At 69.8% G+C, this 26,010-nt stretch carries 27 protein-coding genes; 16 read left to right on the top strand and 11 right to left on the bottom strand.

Going from position 1 to position 26,010, the window contains the following annotated elements:
- Positions 1–98: 98 nt before the first annotated feature.
- Positions 99–983: a septum formation family protein gene (locus tag IF78_RS0120935; RefSeq protein WP_031477691.1), complete on the top strand. Its 885-nt coding sequence runs from the start codon at positions 99–101 to the stop codon at positions 981–983.
- A 241-nt stretch (positions 984–1,224) separates the two neighbouring features.
- Here the strand turns inward: IF78_RS0120935 and IF78_RS0120930 are convergent, their stop codons facing one another.
- The gene (locus IF78_RS0120930) at positions 1,225–1,620 is read right to left on the bottom strand and encodes a hypothetical protein (protein ID WP_051828053.1); all 396 of its coding nucleotides are present in this window, start codon (positions 1,618–1,620) and stop codon (positions 1,225–1,227) included.
- Positions 1,621–1,768: 148 nt separating this feature from the next.
- Here IF78_RS0120930 and IF78_RS0120925 point away from each other — a divergent pair, with 148 nt between their 5' ends.
- The gene (locus IF78_RS0120925) at positions 1,769–2,299 is read left to right on the top strand and encodes a DUF1877 family protein (RefSeq protein WP_324617256.1); all 531 of its coding nucleotides are present in this window, start codon (positions 1,769–1,771) and stop codon (positions 2,297–2,299) included.
- 22 nt (positions 2,300–2,321) lie between these two features.
- Here IF78_RS0120925 and IF78_RS0120920 read toward each other — a convergent pair whose 3' ends face one another.
- From IF78_RS0120920 to IF78_RS0120905, 4 genes are all read right to left on the bottom strand, one after another.
- On the bottom strand, positions 2,322–2,933 hold the full coding sequence (locus IF78_RS0120920) for a hypothetical protein (RefSeq protein ID WP_031477685.1): 612 nt from the start codon (positions 2,931–2,933) through the stop codon (positions 2,322–2,324).
- 118 nt (positions 2,934–3,051) lie between these two features.
- The gene (locus IF78_RS0120915) at positions 3,052–3,564 is read right to left on the bottom strand and encodes a hypothetical protein (protein ID WP_031477683.1); all 513 of its coding nucleotides are present in this window, start codon (positions 3,562–3,564) and stop codon (positions 3,052–3,054) included.
- A 91-nt stretch (positions 3,565–3,655) separates the two neighbouring features.
- Positions 3,656–4,342: a DUF4328 domain-containing protein gene (locus IF78_RS0120910; protein WP_031477681.1), complete on the bottom strand. Its 687-nt coding sequence runs from the start codon at positions 4,340–4,342 to the stop codon at positions 3,656–3,658.
- A gap of 120 nt (positions 4,343–4,462) precedes the next feature.
- A complete protein-coding gene (locus tag IF78_RS0120905; RefSeq protein WP_031477679.1) occupies positions 4,463–6,076 on the bottom strand; it encodes a beta-N-acetylhexosaminidase in 1,614 nt (537 codons plus the stop codon).
- A 215-nt stretch (positions 6,077–6,291) separates the two neighbouring features.
- On the opposite strand from IF78_RS0120905, the gene IF78_RS0120900 reads away from it, so the two are divergent.
- The 7 genes from IF78_RS0120900 (at position 6,292) to IF78_RS0120870 (ending at position 11,616) form a co-directional block, all read left to right on the top strand.
- Positions 6,292–6,831 (top strand): 2-oxo-4-hydroxy-4-carboxy-5-ureidoimidazoline decarboxylase, encoded by a 540-nt coding sequence (locus tag IF78_RS0120900; RefSeq protein ID WP_031477677.1) that lies wholly within the window; start codon positions 6,292–6,294, stop codon positions 6,829–6,831.
- A gap of 250 nt (positions 6,832–7,081) precedes the next feature.
- The gene (gene sdhC, locus IF78_RS0120895; RefSeq protein ID WP_031498420.1) at positions 7,082–7,462 is read left to right on the top strand and encodes a succinate dehydrogenase, cytochrome b556 subunit; all 381 of its coding nucleotides are present in this window, start codon (positions 7,082–7,084) and stop codon (positions 7,460–7,462) included.
- 9 nt (positions 7,463–7,471) lie between these two features.
- A complete protein-coding gene (locus tag IF78_RS0120890) occupies positions 7,472–7,963 on the top strand; it encodes a succinate dehydrogenase hydrophobic membrane anchor subunit (RefSeq protein WP_031477673.1) in 492 nt (163 codons plus the stop codon).
- A 24-nt stretch (positions 7,964–7,987) separates the two neighbouring features.
- Positions 7,988–9,742, top strand: a complete 1,755-nt coding sequence (gene sdhA / locus IF78_RS0120885) for a succinate dehydrogenase flavoprotein subunit (RefSeq protein ID WP_031477671.1) — start codon at positions 7,988–7,990, stop codon at positions 9,740–9,742.
- Complete coding sequence (locus IF78_RS0120880) at positions 9,742–10,503, top strand: succinate dehydrogenase iron-sulfur subunit (RefSeq protein ID WP_031477669.1); 762 nt, start codon at positions 9,742–9,744, stop codon at positions 10,501–10,503. The genes sdhA and IF78_RS0120880 overlap by 1 nt, the downstream gene beginning before the upstream one ends.
- A gap of 239 nt (positions 10,504–10,742) precedes the next feature.
- Entirely contained in the window at positions 10,743–11,219 is a 477-nt protein-coding gene (locus IF78_RS0120875; RefSeq protein WP_078662529.1) for a hypothetical protein, read from the top strand.
- Positions 11,220–11,241: 22 nt separating this feature from the next.
- Positions 11,242–11,616 (top strand): hypothetical protein, encoded by a 375-nt coding sequence (locus tag IF78_RS0120870; RefSeq protein WP_031477666.1) that lies wholly within the window; start codon positions 11,242–11,244, stop codon positions 11,614–11,616.
- A gap of 5 nt (positions 11,617–11,621) precedes the next feature.
- Here the strand turns inward: IF78_RS0120870 and IF78_RS0120865 are convergent, their stop codons facing one another.
- The 3 genes from IF78_RS0120865 to IF78_RS0120855 form a co-directional block, all read right to left on the bottom strand.
- Positions 11,622–12,533, bottom strand: a complete 912-nt coding sequence (locus IF78_RS0120865) for a hypothetical protein (protein WP_051828051.1) — start codon at positions 12,531–12,533, stop codon at positions 11,622–11,624.
- Between the two features lie 76 nt (positions 12,534–12,609).
- Positions 12,610–15,072: a DUF4132 domain-containing protein gene (locus tag IF78_RS0120860; RefSeq protein ID WP_031477662.1), complete on the bottom strand. Its 2,463-nt coding sequence runs from the start codon at positions 15,070–15,072 to the stop codon at positions 12,610–12,612.
- A 1-nt stretch (position 15,073) separates the two neighbouring features.
- Positions 15,074–15,466 (bottom strand): hypothetical protein, encoded by a 393-nt coding sequence (locus IF78_RS0120855; RefSeq protein WP_031477660.1) that lies wholly within the window; start codon positions 15,464–15,466, stop codon positions 15,074–15,076.
- A gap of 68 nt (positions 15,467–15,534) precedes the next feature.
- On the opposite strand from IF78_RS0120855, the gene IF78_RS0120850 reads away from it, so the two are divergent.
- From IF78_RS0120850 to IF78_RS0120830, 5 genes are all read left to right on the top strand, one after another.
- Positions 15,535–15,945 carry a VOC family protein gene (locus IF78_RS0120850; RefSeq protein ID WP_031477658.1) on the top strand — a complete coding sequence of 137 codons (411 nt, stop codon included), beginning with the start codon at positions 15,535–15,537 and terminating at the stop codon, positions 15,943–15,945.
- A gap of 118 nt (positions 15,946–16,063) precedes the next feature.
- Positions 16,064–16,471 carry a hypothetical protein gene (locus IF78_RS0120845; protein WP_031477656.1) on the top strand — a complete coding sequence of 136 codons (408 nt, stop codon included), beginning with the start codon at positions 16,064–16,066 and terminating at the stop codon, positions 16,469–16,471.
- 77 nt (positions 16,472–16,548) lie between these two features.
- Positions 16,549–17,094: a thiol-disulfide oxidoreductase DCC family protein gene (locus IF78_RS0120840; protein ID WP_037640911.1), complete on the top strand. Its 546-nt coding sequence runs from the start codon at positions 16,549–16,551 to the stop codon at positions 17,092–17,094.
- Positions 17,095–17,253: 159 nt separating this feature from the next.
- Positions 17,254–18,279, top strand: coding sequence for a trypsin-like serine peptidase (locus IF78_RS0120835; RefSeq protein ID WP_031477654.1), 1,026 nt, complete (start codon positions 17,254–17,256; stop codon positions 18,277–18,279).
- A 37-nt stretch (positions 18,280–18,316) separates the two neighbouring features.
- Positions 18,317–19,129 (top strand): TetR/AcrR family transcriptional regulator, encoded by an 813-nt coding sequence (locus IF78_RS0120830; protein WP_031477652.1) that lies wholly within the window; start codon positions 18,317–18,319, stop codon positions 19,127–19,129.
- Between the two features lie 18 nt (positions 19,130–19,147).
- Here the strand turns inward: IF78_RS0120830 and IF78_RS0120825 are convergent, their stop codons facing one another.
- The gene (locus IF78_RS0120825) at positions 19,148–21,562 is read right to left on the bottom strand and encodes an MMPL family transporter (protein WP_031477650.1); all 2,415 of its coding nucleotides are present in this window, start codon (positions 21,560–21,562) and stop codon (positions 19,148–19,150) included.
- A 166-nt stretch (positions 21,563–21,728) separates the two neighbouring features.
- Between IF78_RS0120825 and IF78_RS0120820 the strand changes: the two genes are divergently transcribed.
- The gene (locus IF78_RS0120820) at positions 21,729–22,418 is read left to right on the top strand and encodes a response regulator transcription factor (RefSeq protein WP_031477648.1); all 690 of its coding nucleotides are present in this window, start codon (positions 21,729–21,731) and stop codon (positions 22,416–22,418) included.
- Entirely contained in the window at positions 22,415–23,884 is a 1,470-nt protein-coding gene (locus tag IF78_RS0120815; RefSeq protein ID WP_031477646.1) for a sensor histidine kinase, read from the top strand. Before IF78_RS0120820 ends, IF78_RS0120815 begins: the two co-directional genes overlap by 4 nt.
- Positions 23,885–23,899: 15 nt before the next feature.
- Here the strand turns inward: IF78_RS0120815 and IF78_RS0120810 are convergent, their stop codons facing one another.
- Together IF78_RS0120810 and IF78_RS0120805 are read right to left on the bottom strand one after the other, a co-directional pair.
- Entirely contained in the window at positions 23,900–24,313 is a 414-nt protein-coding gene (locus IF78_RS0120810) for an ATP-binding protein (protein WP_031477644.1), read from the bottom strand.
- A gap of 96 nt (positions 24,314–24,409) precedes the next feature.
- Positions 24,410–25,969, bottom strand: a complete 1,560-nt coding sequence (locus tag IF78_RS0120805; protein ID WP_031477642.1) for an ABC transporter substrate-binding protein — start codon at positions 25,967–25,969, stop codon at positions 24,410–24,412.
- Between the last annotated feature and the right edge of the window lie 41 nt (positions 25,970–26,010).

Below are 26,010 nucleotides of genomic sequence, written 5' to 3'. Positions count from 1 at the left end.
TCGAAGACCCCGCGAGCACCCGCACAGCCTTGCCACATGAATGGCATACGATGCGCGCGCCGCCCCTCATAAAGTTCTCCTAAGAGGATGTACACGTCATGTCAACGCGTAGCCCGTTCCGCTCCGTTCGCGGTATATCTGCCGTCGTCGCCCTGCTCGCGATCGGCGCGGTGGGGTGCTCGGAGGTCTCCGACGCCGTCGACAGCGCCAAGGACGGTGCGAAGAAGGTGGCCCGCCAGCGGTCGGTGTTCTCGCTGGAGATCGGGGACTGCTACAACCCGAACAGCTCGGGCGAGGGCACGGAGGTCCTCGTCGAGATCGTTCCCTGCACCGAGGCGCACTCGGGTCAGGCCGTCGGCGAATTCAAGATCGACGACGAGAAGACGTTCCCCGGCGACGAGGCGGTCTCGGCGATCGCCGACGAGCGGTGCCCGGTCGAGGCGGGCAAGTTCGCCCCGGACACCTGGGCACTCCCCAAGGGCGTCGTCCTCTTCTACTACACCCCGACCAAGGAGAGCTGGTCGACGGGTGACCGCGCCGTGAGCTGCACCTACACCAAGGAGTCGGGCAAGTTCACGGGCTCGCTGAAGCCCGAGTCCCTGAAGCCCGGGCAGAGCACGTACCTGAAGGGCTCGAACGCCGTCTACGAGGCCCTGTGGGCGAACCAGCCCGAGAAGGAGACCGTCGACGAGGACCTGCCGGGCTACAAGGCGCAGGCCAAGGCCGTCGCGGCCGCTCTCGACGCGCACCTCGCGGGCCTGAAGGGCGTCGAGGGCGCGGAGGTCGGCAAGCTCCGTGAGCAGCTGACGAAGACGGCCGGCGAGTGGAAGAAGGCCGCGAACGCCGCCGACGCCGACGCGTTCTACATCGCCTACGACCCGGCCTTCACCGGGATCGACCCGAACAAGACGGTCGCCGCCCGCAAGGAACTGGGCCTGGCCACCACCGTCCCGGCCGACGAGGCCGAGGTCTGGGCGAGCTGACGCCCGTCCGAACCAGCGGGGCCGCGTCCACCAAGGACGCGGCCCCGCCCGCGTGTTCGGCCCGACGTCGGTCCTCTTCGGCCAAGGGCCAGGTCTTCCGGACCTGTGCAGGACCGCGCTGGGCACCCCGGCCGGCGCCCACCTGGGCCGGACGCTGACGCCGTAACGGTCGAGATCAGCTGGCCCGGCCCGGACCCCGCCCATTCACGGGGTCCGGGCCGGGCCATGTCCGAGCCGCGCCCTACCGTCGCGGCAGACCGCGCGTCGCCTCCCGGCACAGCAACCGCAGCGACCCGTCGCCCGCGAAACACCGCCGCGCCTCGTCGATCGGGTCCCACAGCCGGCCGTCGGGCGTACGGAGCCAGTGCTCGCCGCCCGACGCCCACCACTCGGCGCCGGTCTGACGGGCGACCACCTCACCGGCGTACGCGCCGAGACCGCGCAGCGTGGTCTCCACGGCGGCGTACGGGGTTCCCTCGCCGCGCAGGCCCTCGATCAACCGGTCGACCCGCCACAGGCTCTGCGCCGAGTAGTCGAGCCGTAGCCGCGCTCCCTCGCGCATCATCGCCACCGCGTCCGCCGCCCACCGAACCGGCTTGGTGGCGGCTGAGGGCCTGGTCTCCTGCTGAGTCGTCACATCCTGGAGAGCGTGGGCCAACAGCTTTTCGTCACGCGGATCCGGGGGCTTCCCAGGACCGGTGCAGGACCGCCGCACCACGCCCCGACGACGGTCACAGGACCCCCTCAGGAACCGGGTTTACACCCGAGTCCAGGTTGACGCGAGGGTGACGATCCGCCGCTCCCGTGCGCTCCAGTCACTGATGAGCGTGTACTTCCATCTCCGTGCCGTGCCGCCCTCGGCACTGCGCAACAGTGCGACCTGGTTCCAGCGCCTGTTCGAGGACGACTGGGACACCGTGCGGGAGCGGATCGGCCGGCATCGCGAGGAGATCCTCGACAAGCTGTACGGCGACGTCGAGCTCCTCTACTGCGGCATCCCCCCGAACCATGCGTCGGAAGGCCCTCGCACCCAGGTGGTGCTCGGCGGCCGCCCGGTGCTCCACACCGACCCGGCCGTGCCGCCCTTCCTGCTGCTCACCGCGTCCCAGGTGTCCCGGGTCGCCGGCTTCCTCGAGTCGGCCGACTTCGACGACCTGTGGCGGCACGCGCGCACCCGGTTGCTGCGGCCGTACGACACCTCGGACGTCGAACCCGAGGCGCGCGGCCTGTTCGCGGCGACCCACCGCGACCTGACCGCGTTCTACGCACGGACGGCCGAGTACGGGGATGCGGTGGTGAAGTGGCTGGTGGCCTGACCGTCCACGGAAGGCGGAGGCGTCAGCCCTTGCCGCGGGCCCGCCGCGACACCACCGCCCGCAGCACCCGCCGTCCCTCCGTGGAAACTTCCAGCGCCCGGCGCAGCCCGCCCGCGCCATGTCCGGCGAGCAGTTCCAGAACGCTGACCTGACGGCGCAGTTCGGCGGCGACGAGCGGCGACATGCCCTCCGTACGGCCCGTGGCGGGTGCCGTGCCCGCTCGCACGGAGTTGAGCGCCTGGGGCAGGGCGGCCACCGAGGACGCGTCGGCCTCCGCCGGGTCGAGCAGCCGGTGTATCTGCAGCGAGGCGACCGAGCAGGCGTCGGCCCAGATCCGCGCCTCGGCGGCGGACCGGACGGCCGGGGCCGCGGCCAGCATCCGCCGGGCGAGCAGCGCGGCCTCGTCCTCGATGTCCTCGTCGTCCACGATCTCCGCGACGCCCAGCTTCGAGCGCGCCTGCTCCAGCAGCCCGCCCCAGGCGGCCGGGTCGCCGCCCACCGCGAGATTCGCCCACAGCGGCCGCAGCACCTCGTCGTCCCCGCCCAGCAAGGGCACACACCGATCCAAACAAGCCAACCCGCTGGCGGCCAGTCCGCGTTCGTCGGCCTGAGCGATCAGTTCCACCAGGCTCATCCACGCCTCCCTAAGCGGGTGATCTATGAGGGTCGGGGTCCCCGCACAGGCCCCTGGGCAGGCCCCTTCCCTTACGGAGCCAACACCTCCCCTTACTGCGTGCGACGGCCCCTGAGTGTCACAGCGGCACGACGCCGAGCCGGTCGAGCAGCCGGAAGAAGATGTTTTCGGCCAATGGGTCCGCTGGGTCCGCATCAGCGGTCAGTACGTCGACGACCGACTCGGCGTTCACCTCGTGCCCGGCCTCGGCCGCCCAGGCGACGGCCCGCTCGGCGGCGTCACCGGGTTCGAGGAAGTAGTCGTCCACGGTGAGGTCCGCGTCCCCGGTGCCGAGATATCCGGCCATCGCGGCACGGGCCAGACAGGTCGTCCACGCCCCGCTCTCCGGCGCCGCCGCCTCCACGACCACGCAGTCACTGTCCATGACGTATCCGAAAAGCGCGGGCGCCCCGGTCTCACGGGCCAGGTCGTTCATGTTGCCGACCTCGCCGTCCCCGCTCGGGTACTCCCACACCTGCCAGCCGCCGGGCGCCTCGACGCGCAGGCTCAGTCCCTCGGCCCCGGCCAGCGCGTCCAGCTCCCCGAGCGACCGCACACTGCGACCCACGACGAAATACCCCCAATAACCCATTTCCGGCTCCCCCGGCGTCTCGGCTGCGGCTCGGGGCCGAATACACCACAGCCGTACGGCAGTTCGCAGCCGGATGGAACAATCCGGCGTTTCAGGCGGGCACGGGGGCGGGGCCGCCCAGAGCCTTCTCGTGCTGCATCCGCGTCAGCCGCAGCACGACGGCGATGGCGAACGCGGCGGCCACGATGTCCACGACGTCCGAGAACATCATCTGCCCTACCGCGCCCTGGATCTCCTGGGCGGTCTCGGCACGGCGGTACGCGGTGGACGCGGCCCGGCCGGAGAGCAACGAGATGACCCAGAACGTCCACCAGGTGTTGACCAGCCCGTGCGACCGGGGCGCGCCCCAGGGGCTGCTGGCGTCCCAGATGTCCAGCGTGATCCGGCGCGGGAACCAGAGGTTCACGATCGGTACGATCCAGCCACCGATCGCCCAGCCCCGCTTCTTGCTGTGCCCGTACGGGTCGAACACCTCGGCGTTGACCCGCACCCGGTGGAACCAGCACAGGAAAAGGACGGCTGTCGTGAGCAGCGCGACCGTCTGGACGGTGCCGGCGATGGCGTAAAGCCGGTCCGCGCGGTCGGCTCGCCCGTCGAGCAGTGCGCCGCTCGTCAGGTCGCCCACCACGTCGTACATGACGACGTCCGCCCAGACCGCGAACAGGTCGGTGGCGATGACCGCGCCGAGTCCCGCGACGGCGACCCACCCCATCCCGACCGGCGAACGCAGCCAGGCGGCCGGTGCGGCGCTGATGCGGGCATGCGGATTTTCGATCATGGTGAGGCATTCCCCCCGGGCCCTGAGAAAACGGAACGCCGCGCCCGGCTCTCCCCAGAACCTCACGCACGGCATGCGGAACATACGGTCCACCAGCCCCGTACGTCCACTCCCTAACCGTCAGTCCAGCCGGTCGGCCAGCGCCTTGAAATCCGTCCAGGAGAGCGCGGGCCGGTCCGCGTCCCACAGCTTCTGGACCAGCGCCCGCAGCGGCATCCGGATCCCGGCGGCGACCTGGGCCTGGGTCTGCGAGTTCGCGAGATCGCACCACACCGCGAAGGAGCCGCCGAGGATCTGGTCGTCGTACGTCTCCGACACGGCCTCCGTCCCCCGCACGACCCGCGGCGTCCACTGCTCGTAGATCCGCTGCCCGGTCGGATAGACGAAGGTCTGCGGCTGTCCGAGCACGTAGTAGAGGAACTCGTCGTTGTAGTTGATCAGCTTCCGCCCGGCCCGCAGATACTCCACCGGCACCCGGGCCCCGATCTCCTTGCCGGTCCAGTACGCCACCTGGATGTCCTTGTCCGGCTGGACGGAGGTGTTCCGGAAGAACCCGTCGTTCCACGCCCGCGGCGTGCGGTCGTGGGCGCGGACGGTGGCGGCGCGGTCGTTGAGCCACCCGGTGGCGAGGTCGGCGACGTCGGCGCCGGAGCCGTAGGCCTCCCGGGCGGCGGCGGCGAGCTGCGGGTAGGAGGCCTCGGGGTTCGAGACGACGAGGGCCTGGTACTCGTCGCCGCCGAGATGCCACTGGCCGCCCGGGAAAAGACCGGCGTACTCGTTCAGCAGGTCGTCGACGATCTCGGCGGATTCGGCCTTGGAGATGTCGATGGCGCCCCGCGTGGCGACGCCGTTCACATTGCGCAGCTGCAGGTCGGGGTGTGCGGCGATGACGGCCCCCAGATGCCCGGGCGAGTCGATCTCGGGCACGACGGTGATGTGCCGGGCGGCTGCCAGCTTGACGATGTCCCTGACCTGGGCCTTGGTCAGATGCTGCTGGGAGACGATCTCGGGATGCGAGTCGGACTCGATCCGGAACCCCTGGTCATCGGAGAAGTGCAGACCGAGCTGGTTGAACTTCAGGTCACCGAGCTCCCGCACCCGGTCCCTGATCCAGTCCGCGGTGAAGTGCTTGCGGGCGATGTCGAGCATGAACCCGCGCACCGGCTTGGCGGGCGCGTCACGCACGACGCCCTCCGGCGCCGCACCACCGCCCCGCACCTCCTGCTTGAGCGTCCGCGTCCCGTAGAAGACACCCGCCTCCCCGGGCCCGTTGATGGCGACACGCCCGTCCCGCACGGTCATGGTGTACGACTCCGGGCCCGCGCCCTTGCCCTCGCTCAGCGCCAGCCGCACGTCCCCGGCCCGCGAGTCCTCCTTCTCGCCGGCATACGTCAGCCCCAGCTCACCGGCGATGAGCCGCCCCTCGTCGGCGAGCTTCGGGTCGCTCACGACGACACGCTCCCCGCGCGCGGGACGCCAGCCGGGCCCTCGGGCGGCGGTGTGGGAGCTCACCGCGGGAATGGTCTGCGGAGCTTTGGAGAGCGGATACGACCGGGTGGGTGACGGAGTGGGTGCGGCCGGCTGTTTCGGGGCGGGCGAGGAGGCGGCCTGGGAGGTCCCCGGGGCGGACCGCCGCTGCTCGGATCCGCCCGGCCCGCCGTCGCCGCCGGTGGCCAGGAGCCCGAGGCTCACCCCGGCCGCGACCGTCACGACGACCACCGCGACGATCAGCACCCACGTCTGCTTCAGCGCCCTCTTCGCCGGTGACCGGCGCCTGTGCTTGTGCTGGCTCACTTCGTCAACCTAGCTCCGTCCTCACGTTCGGGCGTCCACCACACGTTCCGAAACACTCCCGTTCGGCTGAAATTCGGGCATCCGTCGGACACGTCACGCCCAGTCTCGATAACGTGGCGACCACTCCTTTCCCAAAATCCCCTGCCGAAACCCACGTGACGCCCACACACCTTCCTGGCCGAGTCGCCATACGGTCGCTCCCCGAGCAGACCCGCACTCCACCGTCGCCGAACGCACTGGAGTCCTTCAACACCGCGCCTGCCGACGAGGTCAGGCGCGCCCTCCTGGCCTGCCTGAACAGCCCACGCTGGGCCGACCGCATCGCGAGCCACCGCCCGTACCCGGACGTGGACTCCCTGCTGGCGGCCTCGGACGAGGCGGCGTACGACTTGGCTCCGGGGGATCTGGCGGAGGCGCTGGCAGCAGAAACGTTGCCGGTGCTGCCGGAGGGGACGTACGGGGCAGCCCACACGGCACTTAATGCCGCAAATGCCGCATACGAGGCCAAGTTCGGGCATGCCTTCGTCATCTGCCTCGACGATCTGGCACCGGCGGAGGCCCTGGACCACGTACTGCACGCCATCCGGTCTCGATTGGCGAACGATCCGGACGACGAGCGGGTCCTGACGGCGGAGGAACTCCGGCGCCTGGCGAGAGGCAGATTGGTGAGACACCTGAGGGGCGCGGGACTGTAGTCGATGTGCGGCTGCCGCCGCGCGGGCTCGACCAGCCCCGACGGCGCCGCACCCGGCACATAACACGACACCCCACCCCATTGGCCGCCAATGACCCATCCGCGTGCCAGTTTGATCACACCGCCAGCCCCCCGCTCAGCCCAGCGGCAGCGCATCGCTACGATGCTGGGGGCCGGTGGACCGTACCCGGCCGGGCCCGACCGACAGCACAAGCCGGCTGGCCCCAATCCCCGCTCCCGGAGGAACTTCCGTGCCGGCTGGAACGCTGTACCGCGGCCGGGAAGGAATGTGGTCCTGGGTGGCTCACCGAGTCACCGGCGTCCTCATTTTCTTCTTCCTGTTCGTTCACGTGCTGGACACCGCTCTCGTCCGTGTCTCCCCTGAGGCCTACGACAAGGTCGTAGCCACGTACAAGACGCCGATCGTCGCGCTGCTGGAGTACGGCCTCGTCGCCGCCATCCTCTTCCACGCGCTCAACGGCCTGCGCGTCATCGCCGTCGACTTCTGGTCGAAGGGCCCGCGCTACCAGAAGCAGATGCTCTGGTCCGTCGTCGGCCTGTGGCTGGTGCTGATGCTCGGGGCGATCTACCCCGTTCTCGGCCACGCCGCTCAGGAACTGTTCGGGAGCTGACGCGTAAGCATGTCAAACAACACAGTCACCACTGACAAGACCGCCGGTATCGGCCCGGTCGAGGGCGAGTCCCTCTACAACGTCGACAACCCGGCCCCCTACATCGAGGCGCCGCGCAAGCGCACGAAGAAGACCCCGAAGTCCACCCGGGGCAACTTCGAGATGGCCGCCTGGCTGTTCATGCGTCTGTCCGGCATCGTGCTGGTCGTCCTGGTCATCGGCCACCTGCTGATCCAGCTCGTGCTGGACGGCGGCGTGTCGAAGATCGGCTTCGCCTTCGTGGCGGGCCGCTGGGCGAGCCCCTTCTGGCAGGTCTGGGACCTGCTGATGCTGTGGCTCGCGATGCTGCACGGCGCCAACGGCCTGCGCACGGTCATCAACGACTACGCGGAGCGCGCGAACACCCGGCTGTGGCTCAAGGGCCTGCTCTACACCGCCACGGTGTTCACCATCCTGCTGGGCACGCTGGTGATCTTCACCTTCGACCCGAACATCCGCTAGGCACGGGGCTGAGGTAATCCACTCATGAAGATCCACAAGTACGACACCGTCATCGTCGGCGCCGGTGGCGCCGGTATGCGCGCGGCCATCGAGTCCACGAAGCGCAGCCGCACCGCCGTGCTGACCAAGCTCTACCCCACCCGCTCCCACACGGGCGCCGCGCAGGGCGGCATGGCCGCCGCGCTGGCCAACGTGGAGGAGGACAACTGGGAGTGGCACACCTTCGACACGGTCAAGGGCGGTGACTACCTGGTCGACCAGGACGCCGCCGAGATCCTGGCGAAGGAGGCCATCGACTCCGTCCTCGACCTGGAGAAGATGGGCCTGCCGTTCAACCGCACCCCGAACGGCACGATCGACCAGCGCCGCTTCGGCGGTCACAGCCGTAACCACGGCGAGGCCCCGGTCCGCCGGTCCTGCTACGCCGCGGACCGCACCGGCCACATGATCCTCCAGACGCTGTACCAGAACTGCGTCAAGGAGGGCGTGGAGTTCTTCAACGAGTTCTACGTCCTGGACCAGCTGATCACCGAGGTCGACGGCGTCAAGAAGTCGGCCGGTGTCGTGGCGTACGAGCTGGCGACCGGTGAGATCCACGTCTTCCAGGCGAAGGCCGTGATCTACGCCTCCGGCGGCTGCGGCAAGTTCTTCAAGGTGACGTCGAACGCGCACACGCTCACGGGTGACGGCCAGGCGGCGGTCTACCGCCGCGGCCTGCCGCTGGAAGACATGGAGTTCTTCCAGTTCCACCCGACCGGCATCTGGCGCATGGGCATCCTGCTGACGGAGGGCGCCCGCGGTGAGGGCGGCATCCTCCGCAACAAGGACGGCGAGCGCTTCATGGAGAAGTACGCGCCGGTCATGAAGGACCTCGCGTCCCGTGACGTCGTCTCGCGCTCCATCTACACGGAGATCCGCGAGGGCCGCGGCTGCGGTCCCGAGGGCGACCACGTCTTCCTGGACCTCACGCACCTCCCGCCGGAGCAGCTGGACGCCAAGCTGCCCGACATCACGGAGTTCGCGCGGACGTACCTCGGTATCGAGCCGTACACGGACCCGATCCCGATCCAGCCGACGGCCCACTACGCGATGGGCGGCATCCCGACGAACGTCGAGGGTGAGGTCCTGGCGGACAACACCACGGTCGTCCCCGGCCTGTACGCGGCCGGCGAGGTCGCCTGCGTGTCGGTGCACGGCGCCAACCGCCTGGGCACGAACTCGCTGCTGGACATCAATGTGTTCGGCAAGCGGGCGGGCATCGCGGCGGCGAACTACTCCCAGACGGCGGACTTCGTCGAGCTGCCGGAGAACCCGGCGCAGCTGGTGATCGACCAGGTCGAGAACCTGCGTACGTCCACCGGCACCGAGCGGGTGGCGACACTCCGCAAGGAGCTGCAGGAGACCATGGACGCGAACGTCATGGTGTTCCGCACGGAGCAGACGATCAAGACGGCGGTCGAGAAGATCGCGGAGCTGCGCGAGCGCTACCGGAACGTCTCGATCCAGGACAAGGGCAAGCGGTTCAACACGGACCTGCTGGAGGCCATCGAGCTGGGCAACCTCCTGGACCTCGCCGAGGTCATGGCGGTGTCGGCCCTGGCCCGAAAGGAGTCCCGCGGCGGTCACTACCGCGAGGACTACCCGAACCGCGACGACGTCAACTTCATGCGCCACACCATGGCGTACCGCGAGGTGGGCGACGACGGCACCGAGTCCGTCCGTCTCGACTACAAGCCGGTCGTCCAGACCCGCTACCAGCCGATGGAGCGTAAGTACTGATGGCAACCCCCGTTATGGACAAGGTGGAGGCCGAGTCCGCCGCGTCCCCGTACATCACGGTCACCTTCCGGGTCCGCCGCTTCAACCCGGAAGTCTCCGCAGAGGCTGTGTGGGAAGACTTCCAGCTGGAGATCGACCCGAAGGAGCGCGTCCTCGACGGCCTCCACAAGATCAAGTGGGACCTGGACGGCACGCTGACCTTCCGCCGCTCCTGCGCCCACGGCATCTGCGGCTCTGACGCGATGCGGATCAACGGCAAGAACCGCCTCGCGTGCAAGACGCTGATCAAGGACATCAACCCTGAGAAGCCGATCACGGTGGAGCCCATCAAGGGCCTGACGGTCCTGAAGGACCTCGTGGTCGACATGGAGCCGTTCTTCCAGGCGTACCGGGACGTCATGCCCTTCCTCATCACGAAGGACACGAACGAACCGACGCGTGAGCGGCTGCAGTCGGCCGAGGACCGCGAGCGCTTCGACGACACCACGAAGTGCATCCTCTGCGCGGCCTGCACGTCCTCCTGCCCGGTCTTCTGGAACGACGGCCAGTACTTCGGCCCGGCCGCCATCGTCAACGCGCACCGCTTCATCTTCGACTCGCGCGACGAGGCCGGCGAGCAGCGCCTGGAGATCCTCAACGACAAGGACGGCGTCTGGCGCTGCCGCACGACGTTCAACTGCACGGACGCCTGCCCGCGCGGCATCGAGGTCACGAAGGCTATCGCCGAGGTGAAGAAGGCGCTGATCACTCGGCGGTTCTGAGTCTCCCAGGTCCACATCAGGGCCCTGTTTCCGTCACTTCGGGAACAGGGCCCTCTGGTGTTTTTGCCCGTTCCCGCCGCTACTGAAGGGGGCGTTCCGCGGTCACACTCCAATCGGGGCAGGACCCGTAGACACCGGGCGAGGGGGGCACCGTGGCCGCAGGTATACCTGAGCCGGGGCCGGCGACTGACATTCCTCCGGCGCTGGGGCATGGGACAGCACTCAAGGAAGCACATTTCGTGGCCGCACCCCTGCTCACGGCAGCCGCGCTCTCACTGGCCGGCGTCGTCGCCGGAGCGGCCGACGAGTTCCTGTGGCCGGGTCCCACACTCGTCCTCTTGGTCATCACCGCAATGACGTTGATCTTCAGCATGCAGCTCAGCTACAACGCGCGGTACTACTTCTACACATACGCCGATCTTTGCGAGTGGTTCAAGGGGATCGGGGACGGCACGGCGCCCGAGACCTACATACGGTCCCAGCACAGACTCGCTATGCGCCTGTGGCGGACCCGCAACGCCAGGGCGGTGCGCTTCTACAACGCCGGCACCCTGCTGCTCGGTCTGGGGGTGGCCGCTTCCCTTGCTCCGCCCGACTGTGGCAGACAAGCCGTTTGGCGCTGGACGGCTTCGGCCATAGTGCTGGCCGGCTCGATCGCGGACGCCGTCTGGGTCTTCACGATGAAGCCACCGTCCGGGGCACACGACATCCCGTGAATGCGACTGAACTGGAGGAAAAATGCTGCACGACGCGGTACTCCCCGGAGCGCGCATACTTGGCGAACCGTGCCCGGCCTGCGGTGTGGAACTCGGTTACCGAGCCACGGGTGCTCCGCTGCACTCCCTAAGGGCCGGCATCCGCCTCGCCGACGCCTACCAGAAGGCGATCGAGGGCGACGAGGAACTGCTCAAGGAGCGCCTGAGGTCCGCGCTGGGTTCGGTGGTTCATGGGCACGTCTGGCAGAACGGGCAGCAGCTCCCGTGCCCATACCTCCACGTGTCTCCATGGCTGCTGGCACAGTGCCGGGAGCCCAAGGACGTGGGGATGTGGCTCGACCGTGTGAAGCGTTGGCTGCCCCCTGATGGAACAGAGAACCAGGGTGCCCAGAACTGACCTCGCTAGGTGCCGCCGGGGTCACTGCCTCGTCGCCAGGTGCGGCGATGGTCGTAGGGCAGGTCGGCTCCCCGCCGACCGAGGAACTGGTCCGAGACACGGAGGAACGTCTCCTCCTCAGCGTCGCGATCGGCCGGGAGGCTGTAGCGCAGGGCCTCCAACAGGTCGAAGCGGTACAGGTCGTAGGCCACGTGCATCAGTCCCGCGTATGACTGTGCCGCCGTCACGGCGCCTTTGTACGCGGTCGCTGCGAAGCCAAGGCCCAGGCCGCACAGCCACCAGGACGACGGCTCGTCGTACAACGCCAACGTTCCGGCTCCGGTCAAGGCCAGGCACGACCAACAAAGGTTCACAGCCGTGTCGAGGGCGTCACGGGTGGATCGCAGCAGCGCGGCGGCGCGTTCCGAGACCTGGAGGTACAGCCGCGGCCAGGAGGCCAGCGTTGCCAGACCGTACCGCTCCCCCGCGGAGATCTCTCCCGCCCTCAACGCGTTGCCCAGCGCGGTGGGCAACAGGACGTCGACCGGGGGCTGCGCGGCCAGGCGACGTCGGGCATCGGCCTGCGCCCGCCGGGCGTGGTCCCCTCGTACCATCGCATCGGCTTTCCTGCTCAGGGCGTTCCAGCGCCGGCGCTGGAATCCGATCATCAGGCTCGCGAGCTCCGCGGTGAGAGGCCAGCGGTCCCAGTAGCCCTCCAGCACGCGCACGGCACGCACCTGGAATGGCTGAAGGAGAAGACTGAGAAGCAGCGCACACACGGTGATCACGAGGAACGCGCCGAAAACGGTAGCCGGGCGTTCCGGTGGCACCGCACGCCAGTCGCTCCTGCCCTGGAAGCTCCCTGCCCGCAGCAACGCGAGCACTCCGGCGACGAACAGCGCGCACGGCGCGAACTGCACCGACAACACCCGTCGCACGCAGCTCGCCCTCCCCTAAGCTCCTCGCGCTCTCAGTATGGGTGCACAAGGGGCTCGTGCTCCGGGCAGGGAGCGCCTACAGCTGACTCAGGATCGTAGGATCCGTGATCTCCGTGTCGTCGGCCAGCATCATCGCCTTGCTCAGGATCACCGCCAGCATCCGGTCCCCTTCGTACGGCAGGTAACCAGCCTGCGGGGCGGACGGGTTGGACTTGGGGACGATGCACAGGTACTGGTCGTTCGGGGTCATGAGGATGTTGCCCGAGCCGAGGTGGATCTTGTACGTGTGGCGTTCGCCCTTCACGTGCAGGAAGCGGCCCTCGATCGCGCAGCGGTCGGCGATGGCCAGTCGCGGTATGAGGCGTTCGAGGAGGGCCCGGCGGGTCTCGGCGCTCGCGCCCAGGTCGCCGAAGCCGTACGACGTCCAGTACTCCCGGAAGCGGCCGCCGGGCCCGCCGTCCTGCCAGGCCGGGTCGTTGCCGACGCTCGCCACGCCGACGAACAGGTCCACGTCGCGCAGGACTTCGGACAGGACCAGGGGCGGGATGTCCGTCAAGGGCAGCGGGTCGACCGGGTCGGCGCCGTCGCGCAGCCACATCCTGTACTCACCGCCGCAGCAGTGCGCCGAGTTCTGCGGGGCGCCGGCCGGGTAGAAGCGGACCTGGTCGGTGCGCAGCCGCAGGAAGCTGCCGGAGTCGGTGATGTCCTCGTAGGTCTCCCCGCCGTCGCCCGCGATCCAGTACTCGGCGCGCAGACCCCACTGCGGCAACTCCCGCACGGCGGGCGGCGCCTCGTCGTCGACGGCCAGGCGCAGCTTGTTGTGCCAGCCCCGGATCGCCGCCAGGGAGTGGAACTGGTGCTGGCGCAGGACGTGCGCCGCGAAGCGGTTGGAGTACGTCGCCGTCGCGCGCTCGGCGTCCGTGAGCAGATACACCTCGCGGTGGGCCTGCTTGAAGGGCTGGGTGACGCCGTGCCGCTCCAGCCAGTCGCGCCAGGCGACGATCTCCGCGGGCTCGTGGCCGACCGGGTGCCAGAGTTCGACCTCGCTGCCGCCGGTCACCGGTGCGTCGGCCGGCGTCCGCAGTTCGCCGTCCGCGTACCCGACCGTCGTACCGTCGATCCTCCACAGGAGGCGGCGGGCGAGGGTGCCGACCAGCGGGTGGTCGACGTAGCGCTCGCGCCACGCGGCGTACGGCCAGGTGCGGCGGGCCAGGAACTGGCGGTCCAGGCGTTCGCTCTGCGCCGCGAGCATCTTGTCGATGTCCTTGACCGTGGCCTTGAGCTCCTTGAGCTCGTCGGCGTGGTCGCGCCGGACCGCGGCGGGCACGCCCTTGACCGCTTTGCCGTCGGCGTTGCGCCAGCTCAACACCACCTTGGGGCCCTGGACTTCGAGCAGGGCGGTGACCTCGCCGAGACGGTGCTCCGCGCGGCCGACCTCCGTCAGGCCGTACGCCGGTACGGCCAGCTCCTCGATCTCCTCACGGCTCAGGCCCATCGCCTCCGCCCGGGCGTCCAGGCCGCTGTTCAGCAGCTTGAGGGTGCCCTTGAAGGTGACACGGGTGGCGAGCCGGGCCAGTTCGGCGAGGGCCGCCTCGCCTTCGATGCGGGCGAGGGCGTTGACCGCGGCGTTGGCGACCTTGGGGTTGCGCGGTCCGAGGCCCGCGACCTTCTTCAGGGAGGTCTCGACGAGGCCGCCGAGCGCGCGCGTGGTGTCGGGGTGCGCCGGCAGCAGGGAGAGGAACCAGGTGATACCGCGCAGGGCGTTGGCGTTGTACGGGTCGAAGGCGCTGTTGACGTCCGGTCCGTACGTCTGGCGTTGCAGCTCGAACGTGCGAGGGCGGCCGACGAGGGCGAGCCAGGGCAGCACGGTCTCACGGATGCGCTCGGCACCCAGCACGTCGACGAGGGCGGCGGCCCTCTTGTCCCACTTCGCGGTGGGTTTTGCAGCGGTGGCGGTCGTGGCGTGGGCGAGCAGGGCCCGCAGGTCGGGGTCGGTGGCGTCCCGTATGGCCTGCTCGGCCCATTCCTCGCCCACGTTCAGGACGGGGGTGGTGAGCTTGGCGGCCAACTCGGCCATGGACTTCGAGCCGTATGTCTCCAGGGCCGCGCGACGGAACACGGCCACCACGGCGGGCGCGAGCGGGCGGCCCGCCGCGATTTCGGCCTCGGCGAGGTCCTCGCACTGTGTGGAGTACCAGATGGAGTGCTGCCGGGACATTTCGTCGAGCTTCTTCAGCCGCTCGGCGGCGAGGAGGTTGTGCGAGAGCCCCTTGGACACGATCCCCAGCAGGGTCAGGGCGTTGTCCCGGGCGATGGGTCCGGCCTGCTCCGAGTGGTACTGGTCCACGAGGGCGTCGGCGACGAGCTTGCGGGTGTCCGCCGGCAGCTCGCGCACCCGGTCCAGCACCTGGGTCCAGCGACCCGACCAGTGGCCGTTGTTGACGGACGCGGCCTTGAGCAGGTCGACCGCGAGCGCGCCCGGGTCGCCCTCGGCGATGCGCTGCCCGACCAGTTCCTTGTACTTCTGGATCTGTGCCATGTCATCCCCCGACCAACGGTACGAGCTTCAGGAACGTGACCTGCGTGCCGAGCGTGAGCTCGATCTCCTCGTCCAGGTCGGTGACCTGACGGTCGCCCACGAGCACCAGGAACCCGTTGCCCGCGAAGGCCTTCAGTGCCAGCTCGGTCTGCGCCTCGGGGTCTATCCGGCGACGCGCGCGCATCGCGTAGCCGTTCAGGACGCGCTCCGCGTCCTGCGGCTGCACGAGGCCCTGGAAGACCTCCGGCGTGCCCGCGTTGTACTCGGCGACCTCCTGGAACACCCGCCGCCGGATCAACTCGCGCACGGTGAGCCGCTCCTCGGCGATCTCGAGCCCCCAGCCGGCGCTGCGGCTCCCGCTTGTCGTCTCGTCGACGAACGTCACGATTCCCATGACGACGACAGTACGAGCCACCACTGACAATCACCGGTTCCGGCCGATCATCCCCTTACCCTGACGGTATGTCAGATGAAGAGTCGTACGAGCTGCTCGGGTTCGACAACGTGCTGCTGCCGGTCGGCGACCTCGACGAGGCCGTCCGGTTCTACGAGCGCGCCGGCTTCGCGGTCGGGTTCCGGCTCGACGAGGCCGGGATCGCGCTGCTGAAGGTCGGGGGTGAGATGCCCGGGATCCTGCTGCGGCACGAGGAGACGCTGGCGCACCGGCCGCCTCCCTGGCTGCACCCACGCGTATGGCTGGAGGTGCCGGACGCGCGGGCGGCGGCGCGGGTGTTGGGCGAGGCGGGCATCGTGCCGCTCGACGAGCCCTTCTCCGTGACCACCGGCTGGACCGTCGAGATCGCCGACCCCTGGGGGAACGTCATCGGGTTCACGGACTACTCCAAGCGGCGGGAGCTCGGCCGCAGGCCGTGACGCCGCCTCCGTCGGGGACGTGACGGAGGCCTCACCCCATTGAGTTGAACATGTTCAAAGACAGGGCCTACAGTCATCCCTGTCAGCGTTTTGAACGCGTTCAAGAAGGGGGCAGGCCATGGACCGCACGGTCATCGCCTACGTCATCTACCTGGTCGTCAGCATCGCCCTCACCGTCTGGGTGGCCCGCACACTCAGCCGCAACGGACGGATCTTCCTCGCCGACGTACTGCGCGGCAACGAGAAGCTCGCAGACGCCGTGAACCACCTTCTGGTGGTCGGCTTCTACCTCGTCAACCTCGGCTTCGTCGCGCTGTACCTGGGCGACGACGACACCGTCGTCGACGCGCGCGGGGTCTTCGAGGCCCTGTCGACCAAGCTCGGCGTGGTACTGCTGGTGCTCGGCGTGATGCACCTCGGCAACGTCTACGTCCTCAACAAGATCCGGCGGCGTGGGGTGATGGAGCGGGAGCAGGTGCCTCCGGTCGCCCCGCAGAACTGGGTCGCGCCGTCGGCCGGGGCGTGACCGGCGTGACCGGCAGGACGAACGCCGTCACGGCCGGCGGGCACGCACCGCGCGCGGGGCACGGCGCCTCGAGCCCCGTGCCCGCCGGGGCCCACACTCCGAGCGCCGGGCCCGCCACCCCGGTCCACCGGCTGACGGTCCTCTACGACGCCGGGTGCTCCCTGTGCACCTTCGTGCGCGACTGGCTCGTGAAGCAGCCCAAGTTGGTGCCGCTGGAACTGGTGCCGGCCGGGTCCGAGGAGGCGCGCAGGCGCCACCCCGACCTCGACCACGGCGCCACGCTGGACGAGATCACCGTCGTCGGTGACGCCGGGCAGGTCTACCGGGGTTCCGCCGCCTGGATCGTCACCCTGTGGGCCCTGCGCGAGCACCGGCCGCTGGCTCATCGCCTCAGCACTCCGTCGGGGGCGCGGCTCGCCAAGGGTGCCGCACTCGCCGCCGCCAAGTGGCGCGGGGCGCAGTGGCCACAGGGGCTGCAGGGGACACAGGGGGGCGGGGCCCAGTGGGGCGGGCGGGTCTACCGGAGCGCGGAGGGATGGTCGTACGACCCCGGCGTGGGCTGGACGTACAACCCGCCGGGCTGCGACGGAGGCACCTGCACCACGCAGCCCAACCCGTCCTGAATGTCCCGCTTTCCGACTCCGTTTTGGCATGCGCCCTTCCAAAACGGTGCTCGGGTTGGCACGCTGCCTCCCGGTTCTCCACTCCGCACTCGCATCGACTGTCTGTCAGCCGGGCGGCCCACCCGGTCGCCCGGTCCCCCCATCGCAGAAGGAGTACGCGTGAGAGGCACACCCGGCGTCACCCGCATACCCCGTCCCTTCCTCGGCGCCCTGGTCGGCGTCACCGCGCTGCTCACCGCCGGCGCCCTGGCCACTCCCGCGGGCGCCGCGCCGAAACCCGTCACGACGAACGGCGTCAGCTCGGTCTCGGCCGGCGCGCAGCAGCAGGCCCGCGACTTCTGGACAGCGGACCGGATGCGCCAGGCCACCCCGCTCGACCTGGTGAGCGTCAACGGCCACTTCGACGGCGGCTCGGCGCCCCTGAAGGGCACGGCGACCACCGTCGCGCCCACCGCCCCGGCCGCGAAGGTCGGCAAGGCCGCCGCCGACATCGGCCTGATGGCCTTCCCGAACAGCGGCGGTCAGTGGACCGGCGGCGGTGCCGTCGTCTCCACGGCGGGCCGTGTGTTCTTCACCTACCAGGGACGTACGGCGTCCTGTTCCGGCAACGCCGTCACCAGCGCCAACAAGAGCACCGTCATCACGGCCGGGCACTGCGTGAAGCTGGAGGGCGCCTGGCACACCAACTGGGTCTTCGTGCCCGGCTACCACGACGGGCAGGCCCCGTACGGCCGGTGGACCGCCTCGAAGACGCTGTCCACACCGCAGTGGACGGCGAGCGAGGACATTAACTACGACGTCGGTGCCGCCGTCGTCGCCCCGCTGGACGGCAAGCTGCTGACGGACGTCGTCGGCGGCCAGGGGCTGGCCTTCAACACCGGCTACAACCTGCGCATGTACGCGTTCGGCTTCCCGGCCGCCGCCCCGTACGACGGCGAGAAGTTCATCTACTGCAGCGGCAACACCAACCGCGACTTCCTGCTGTCCAACGACCACGGCATGAACTGCAACATGACCGGCGGCTCCAGCGGCGGCCCCTGGTTCACGCAGTTCAACGAGTCCACGGGCACCGGCCTGCTGTCCTCGGTGAACAGCTTCAAGTACAACTTCCTGCCGAACCGGATGTACGGCCCGTACTTCGGCGCCGACGCCCAGAACCTGTACCAGACGGCACAGGCCTCCTGACGGTGGGCGGAAACGGCACTCGTTAGGCTCTGGTTCCGTGTCCTCGAAGAACGACAGCCCTGAACAGGGCGATGCGCCCAGCAAGTCCGAGCAGACCCGTGCGCTGATCCTGGAGACCGCCATGCGGCTGTTCCAGGAGCGGGGCTACGACAAGACGACGATGCGGGCGATCGCCCAGGAGGCCGGGGTCTCCGTCGGCAACGCGTACTACTACTTCGCGGGCAAGGAACACCTGATCCAGGGCTTCTACGACCGGATCGCCGCCGAGCACCAGGCGGCGGTCCGGGACGTCCTGGCCCGGGAGACCGATCTCGAGGCGCGGCTCGCGGGCGTCCTGAAGGTGTGGCTGGACATCGCCACGCCGTACCACGAGTTCGCGGTGCAGTTCTTCAAGAACGCCGCCGATCCCGACAGCCCGCTCAGCCCCTTCTCCCCCGAGTCGGAGCACGCGCGCGTGGAGGCCATCAGCGTCCATCGACAGGTGCTGGCGGGCGCGACGAAGACCAAGGTGCCCGAGGAACTCCGGGACGTGCTGCCGGAGCTGATGTGGCTGTCCCAGATGGGGCTCGTGCTGTACTGGGTCTTCGACCGGACCGAGGGCCGCGAGCGCAGCTACCGGCTCGCCGAGCGGGGTGCCCGGCTGACCGCACGAGGTGTCTCGCTGGCGAGGTTCCGGGTGCTGCGGCCGTTGGTGCGCGAGGTGCACGAGCTGTTCACGGACTTCCTGCCGGGGATGACCAACGCCATTCCGGATCCGGCCAGGAAGAAGGCGGACAAGGCGGAGAAAGCCGACAGGGCGGGCAGGGGCGCCACCGGCAAGAGGGCGCCCGCCGAAGACGAGCGCCCCTGACACCACCCGCACCGACGCTCAGTTGACGGCGTCCACCTCCCCGTCGGCCAACTCCACGTCGTACACCAGCGGCCCGTCCGCCACGACCACCTTCCCCGCCCGGGAGCCGTACGACTCGGCCGTCGCCGCCAGAAGATACGTTCCCGGCGCCGGCACCGAGACGATGTACGAGCCGTCGGCCAGGGACGTCACCCGGTCCAGCTGACGGCCGCCCTTCGTCAGCAGTGTCACCGCCGCACCGTCGACCGGCTCACCGTCGGCGGTGCGGATGAAGCCGTGGACGACCGAGGACCTGCCCGCCGCGACCGGTTCCTCCTCGGTCTCCACCACTGCCGCCTCCTCCTTCGGTTCGACCGCGAGATGCGGCAGCCGCTTCTCCAGCCAGTCCGGCAGCCACCAGTTGGCGTTGCCGAGCATGTGCATCGCGGCCGGCACCAGAGCCGTACGCAGGATGAAGGCGTCCAGGGCGACGGCGGCCGCGAGGCCGATGCCCGCCATCGCGCCCTCCATGTCGCCGCTCAGTACGAACGCGCTGAACACGCAGATCATGATCAGGGCGGCGGAGTTGATGACCCGGCTGGTCTCCGCGAGGCCGACGCGCACCGCGCGCGCGTTGTCCTTCGTGTGCACCCACTCCTCGTGCATCCGGCTCACCAGGAACACCTGGTAGTCCATGGAGAGGCCGAACAGCAGGGACAGCATGATGACCGGCAGGAAGGATGTGATCGGGCCTTCCTTGCCCACGCCGATCAGCTCCGTCCCCCAGCCCCACTGGAAGATCGCCACCAGGACGCCGAAGGACGCGGCCGCCGCGATGAGGTTCATCAGCGCGGCCGTCAGCGGCACCACCAGCGAGCGGAACGCCACCAGCAGGAGCAGGAAGCCGAGCGCGATGATCGTCGCGACGAAGTACGGCAGGCGCTCGCCGGTCACGGAGGCGAAGTCCTTGAAGACCGCCGTCACGCCTCCCACATGGGCGTCGGCACCCGACTGCGGGATCACGTCGTCGCGCAGGCGGTCGATCAGCCGGTCCGTCTGCTCGGACTGGGGTGATGTGGTCGGTACGACCTGGATGACCGTGACGTCGTTCGCGGGCGGTACGGCGGCCACCTGGGCGACGCCCTCGGTCGACCTGATCTCGTTCACCAGGCCGGCGGGGGCCTCGCCCTCGACAACCACCTGGAGCGGGCCGTTGAAGCCGGGTCCGAAGCCCTCGGCGAGCAGGTCGTAGGCCTGCCGGGTCGTGGTCGACTCCTGGTGGTTGCCCTGGTCGGTGGCGCCGAGGCGGAGCGACAGCACCGGGATCGCGAGGGCCGCCATGACGACGACGGCCATCGCCGCCACCGGGCGCGGGCGCCTTTGGACGTACGACGACCAGCGCGCCGCGAGCCCACTCGCCTCGGCCGGCTCCGGCCCTGCCGCGGCGAGCCGACGCCGCTGCCGGCGGCTGAGCACCCGCGTGCCGAGCAGGCCCAGGAGGGCGGGCAGCAGGGTGATGGCGGCCAGCACGCTCAGGACGACGGTGAGCGAGGTCGCTACCACCACGCCGTCCAGGAACCGCATGTTCATCACCAGCATGCCGGCGAGCGCGATGCACACCGTGCCGCCCGCGAACAGCACCGCCCGGCCGGAGGTGTTGAGGGCGGTCACCGCCGCCTCCTCCGGCTTCATGCCACGCAGGATGCCGCGCCGGTGCCGGGTGACGATGAACAGGGCGTAGTCGATGCCGACGCCCAGGCCGATCAGCGAGCCGAGCAGCGGGGCCACTTCGGGCACGTCCGTGACATGGCTGAGGAGCATCGTCCCGATCAGGCCGGTTCCGACGCCGGCGATCGCCACGACGATCGGCAGCAGCATCGCGAAGAGCGAGCCGAAGGCCAGGAACAGCACGATGGCCGCCGCGAGGATGCCGACCGCCTCCGACAGACCCTGCGGCGGCTCCTGGGTGCGGGCGATGGCCTGGCCGCCCAGCTCCACCTGCAGTCCGTCGCGTTCGGCGGCCTGCGCCGTGTCGACGACGTCCTCGATCAGCTCCTTGGGGACGGCGTTCGCCTGCTCGGTAAAGGTGATCTGGGCGTACGCGATGCGCCCGTCCCGGCTGATCTGCGCTGACCGGGCCGCGTACGGGTCGGTGACCTCGCCGACCCCCTTCATCTCTCCGATCTCCTCCAGCGCGGGCGCGATACGGGACCGTACGGACCCGTCCCGCACGGATCCCTCGTCCACCTTCCACACCACCGTGTCGGTGTCGCCGGCGCGCTCCGGGAAGGCCTTCTCCATCAGGTCGTACGCGGTCGCGGAGTCCGTGTCCGGGAGGGAGAAGACGTTCGCGTAGTTCGTGCCGGCGGCCGAACTCGCCGCGCCCAGGCCGAACAGTGCCCCCACCCACAGCAACAGGACCACCAGCCGGTGCCGATAGCACCACCGTGCCAATGCAGCCACGCTCAACGCTCCTTATTCGGTTTCGGTCGGTCCCCCAGGTCCTGGGCAACAGGATTGGCGGCGCCGCGCGCGCGTGGCAGGCGACGGCCATGACTCTCAAGGAACTCCAAAGCGGCCGGGCCACCCGACTGTCAGTGGCCCCGCCGATACTGGGGACATGACGACGGCTTCTGGCACCGTGCTGGTGGTGGAGGACGAGGAGTCCATCGCGGACGTCCTCGCCATCGCCCTGCGCTACCACCGCTTCGAGGTCATGATCGCGGGCACCGTCCGCGAGGCGCTCACCCTCGCCGAGCGCACCCGACCCGATGTGGCGCTCCTCGACGTCATGCTCCCGGACGGTGACGGCCGCGCCCTCGGGCGTGAACTGCGCGAGCGACGCCCCGACCTGGCGCTCGTCTTCCTCACCGCTCGCGACTCGCCCGCCGAGATCGTCGGCGCCCTCGGCTTCGGCGACGACTACATCACCAAGCCGTTCGACGTGGACGTGGTCATCGCCCGGATCGCGGCCGTGCTGCGCCGCACCCGCCCGGACGACGTCCTGCAGCAGCGACCGCCGCTCAGATACGGCGATCTGGAGCTGGACGAGACGACGTACTCGGTGCGCCGCGCGGGCCGCACCGTCGAGCTCACCCCGACCGAGTACGCCTTGCTGCGCTTCCTGGTGCGCAACGGCGGCCGGATCGTGCCCAAGGAGCAACTCCTGCGCCACGTCTGGCAGTACGAGCACACCCCGCCCGAGTCGACCGTCGTCGAGACCTACATCAGCTATCTCCGGCGCAAACTGGACGCCCTGGGACCGCCGGTGATCACCACGCGCCGCGGCGTCGGATACGGGCTGGCATGAAGGTCCTCAGGATCTTCGACGTCTGCCGCCGGCGCGGCATCCACTCGCTGCGCGGCAAGCTGACGCTGGCGAACGTGGCGCTGCTGGCGGTGGGCATCGTCGTCGCGACCGCGGTCAGCCTGATGACCGCGCGGTTCTATCTGCTCGACAAGGTCGACAGCGAGCTGAAGAGCGCGCGCACGACGCTGCGGAACGCCGGGTTCACCCTGCGGCAGATCGAATCGCTGAGCGAACTGGGCATCGCGCTGGACAGGTTTCCAGGCGACGGCGCCACGGACGCGGATCCGCTGCCGAGCCCGGCCATGGTGTACGTCGCCGTCGACTCCGCCGGGCGGCCGGTGGCCCTCGGCCCGCTGGAGCCGACGCCGCGCCAGCACGCGCTCGCCGCCGCCGCGAAGGACCCGGTCGCCCTCGCCGCCGACGAGGAGCCGAGGGACGTACGGGTCGATGGCGACCGCTACCGGACGGCCGGCGCCCGGCTGGCGGACGGCACCGTCGTGCTGATCGCCATACCGACCGAAGGCCTGCACGAGGGCATGGGCAAGGCACTGCGGATGGACCTGGCCGTCGGCACCCTGCTGCTGGCACTGCTCGGCTGGATGACCATGCTCAGTGTGCGCCGCCGGATGCGGCCGCTGGAGGACATGGTGGAGACGTCGTCGGCGATCGCCGAGGGCGACCTGACCCGGCGCGTCCCCTCCAGCCGCGACCCCACCCTGGAGGTCGAGCAGCTCCGGGTCGCCCTCAACTCCATGCTCCACCAGGTGGAGTCGGCGTACCGCACGCGCGAGCGCAGCGCGGCCCAGCTGCGCCGTTTCGTCGGCGACGCCTCGCACGAGCTGCGCACCCCGCTGTCCGCGATACGCGGCTACCTCCAGCTGTACGACAGGGGAATGCTGACGGAACCGGCCGAGCGCAAGCGCGCCTGGGACCGGATGAACGGCGAGGTCGACCGCATGGGACGCCTCGTCGACGAACTGCTCACCCTCGCCCGCCTCGACCAACGGCCCGAACTGCGCTTCACGAACGTCGACTTGAGCCGCCTGGCGCGTGACGCCGCCGAGGATCTGCGGGTGCAGCAGCCGCAGCGGCCCATCACCGTCGACGCGGACGGCACGCTGCTCGTGCGGGCCGACGAGTCGGGTCTGCGCCAGGTACTGGGCAACCTGCTGAGCAACGTCCGTACGCACACGCCCGCCGATGTGCCGGTGCGGCTCGGGGTGGAGCGCGCGGACCGGGTCGTACGGCTGTGTGTCGAGGACGAGGGGCCAGGGCTGTGCGAGGAGGACGCGGCCCGCGTCTTCGACCGGTTCTTCCGGGCCGGCGGCGGTGCGGGCAGCGGGCTGGGGATGGCGATCGTGCAGGGCGTGGTGGAGGCTCACGGCGGGGACGTCACGGTGCGGACGGCGCCTGGTGAGGGGCTGGCGGTGACGGTGACACTGCCGGTGGCGCCTTTACGGTCGTAACCACTTTCGAGCCGCTCAGTTGTCGGCCGCGGCGTTGGCGAGTATCAGCGCCCACACCGTCTTCCCATGGCGCCCCCGGCTCCACACCCCCCACGCCGCGGCCAGGTGTTCCACCAGGTGCAGGCCGCGGCCGGTCTCCTCCCACTCCTCCACCACCCGTAACCGCGGCTCCAGCCGACCCTCGTCCGACACCTCGATCAGACAGGAACCGTCGGCGAGCGCGGTCACGGCGACCTCGAACTCGCGCTCCAGGAGAGGGCCGTGGCGTACGACGTTGGTGGCCAGCTCCGAGACGAGCAGCACCGTGTCCTCCAGCGCCGCATCCCGCGGTCCGTGCCCCCAGTCGGCCAGGTGGTCCCGGACCCGGCGGCGGGCGAGTCCGACCGACGCCGGGTGCCGGGGCAGCCGAAAGGCGTTGCGTCTCACCACGTTTGCTCCTCACCCTGCGCACACCTCCGTCACATGGTGCAGCGCGGGGTGGCTCCCTGGCATCACCGCATGGAGTGACAAGGCCGCCAGATCGCGTCAGATCCAGGTGAGACGCCAGAGGCGGAAGACACCGGTGCCGTCCGACAGATACTGGCCGCCGCCGACGTCCCCGCTGGTGACGACGTACTCCTTGGCCTGCCACAGCGGGATGACGGGGACGTCGCGGGCGACGGCCTCCTGCACCGAGCGGAAGTCCCGTATGGCCTCGCTGCGGTCGGCGTACTGCTGGCTGGCCGTGATCAGCCGGTCCACGGTCTTGTTGCGGTAGCCGGTGTTCATGGTTCCGGTGCTGCCGACGAGCGGGCCGCCGTAGGTGTCCGGGTCGGGGAAGTCGGCGACCCAGCCGACGGCATACGCGTCGAGCTTGCCGCCCGCCCAGCGCTTCTGGAAGTCGGTCCACTCGTAGCCCTTGACCGTCACCTTGAACAGGCCGCCCGCTTCCAACTGCCGCTTCAGCTCAGCGGCTTCCTCGGCGCTCGCGGCGCCCCGGCCTGTGCCGTAGCCGTAGGTGAGGCGGACGGGCAGGCTGACGCCGGCCTCGGTGAGCAGAGCGCGGGCCTTGGCGGTGCTGAGCTGGGGATAGGTGTCGAAGAACGACGTCGTGTGGCCGGTGATGCCGGTCGGGATCAGCGAGTACAGCGGGTCGACGGTGCCCTTGTACACCCTGGCCGCCAGCCTGTCGCGGTCGATCAGCCAGGCCATGGCCTGGCGGACCCGGACGTCGTGCAGGGGCGAGCCCGCGCGGGTGTTGAAGTACAGGTTGCGGATCTCGGCACTGTCGGCCTCGGAGACGCGCTGGCCGGGGTCGGCGGCGTTCAGGCCGGCGAGGACCTCGGGCGGCAGTGTGCGCGTGGCGACGTCGATCCGCCTCGCCTTCCAGGCGCCGTCCAGGGCGTCGGAGTCCGGGTAGTAGCGCAGTTCGACGGGGCGGCCGGTGCCGTCGAGGGCGCCCTGGTAGTGCGAGTTGGGAGCGAGGACGGCCTTCTTGTCCCTCGTGAACGTGGTCAGGGTGTAGGGACCGGTGCCGTCGACAGCGTTGTCGGTGCGCAGCGCGTCCGCCGGATACTTCTCACGGTCGACGATGGAGCCCGCTCCGGTGGCCACCTTGAGCGGGAACGTGGCGTCGGGCGACGACAGATGGAAGGTGACGGTACGGCCGCTCGTGGTCACCGAGCCGAGCGTGTCCAGCAGGGAGGACGGGCCGACGTTCGACTTGATCCGCTTGACCCGGTCGAAGGAGTACTTGACGTCCTGCGCGCTCATGACGCGCCCGCTCGGGAAGGTGAGGCCGTCGCGCAGCTCGCAGCGGTAGGTGCTCAGCTGGGTGCCGACGAAGCCGCAGCTCTCCGCCGCGTCCGGCACGGGGGTGACGCCGCCCGGCTCGAAGGTCAGCAGTGACTGGAACACGTTGTTGAACAGCGCCCAGGATCCGGCGTCGTAGGCGCCGGCCGGATCGAGCGACGTGACGGCGTCCGTCGTGCCGACCGTGATGGTCCTGTCCTGATCGTCCCGCGACGGCAGCAACTGCCAGCCGCCCACTCCCACGGCCGCCAGCACGAGCAGCGTCGCGAGAATCCGCATGCGAACCGAACGCATGGGTGCCCTCTCCCCAGGCCCTCGACGGGCCTCCGCATGAG

The organism is Streptomyces bicolor (genome assembly GCF_000719285.1).
In the GTDB taxonomy this organism is placed as follows: domain Bacteria; phylum Actinomycetota; class Actinomycetes; order Streptomycetales; family Streptomycetaceae; genus Streptomyces; species Streptomyces bicolor.
Note: the sequence above shows the minus strand (reverse complement) of the source record. Positions and strands in the feature narration are given on the sequence as shown.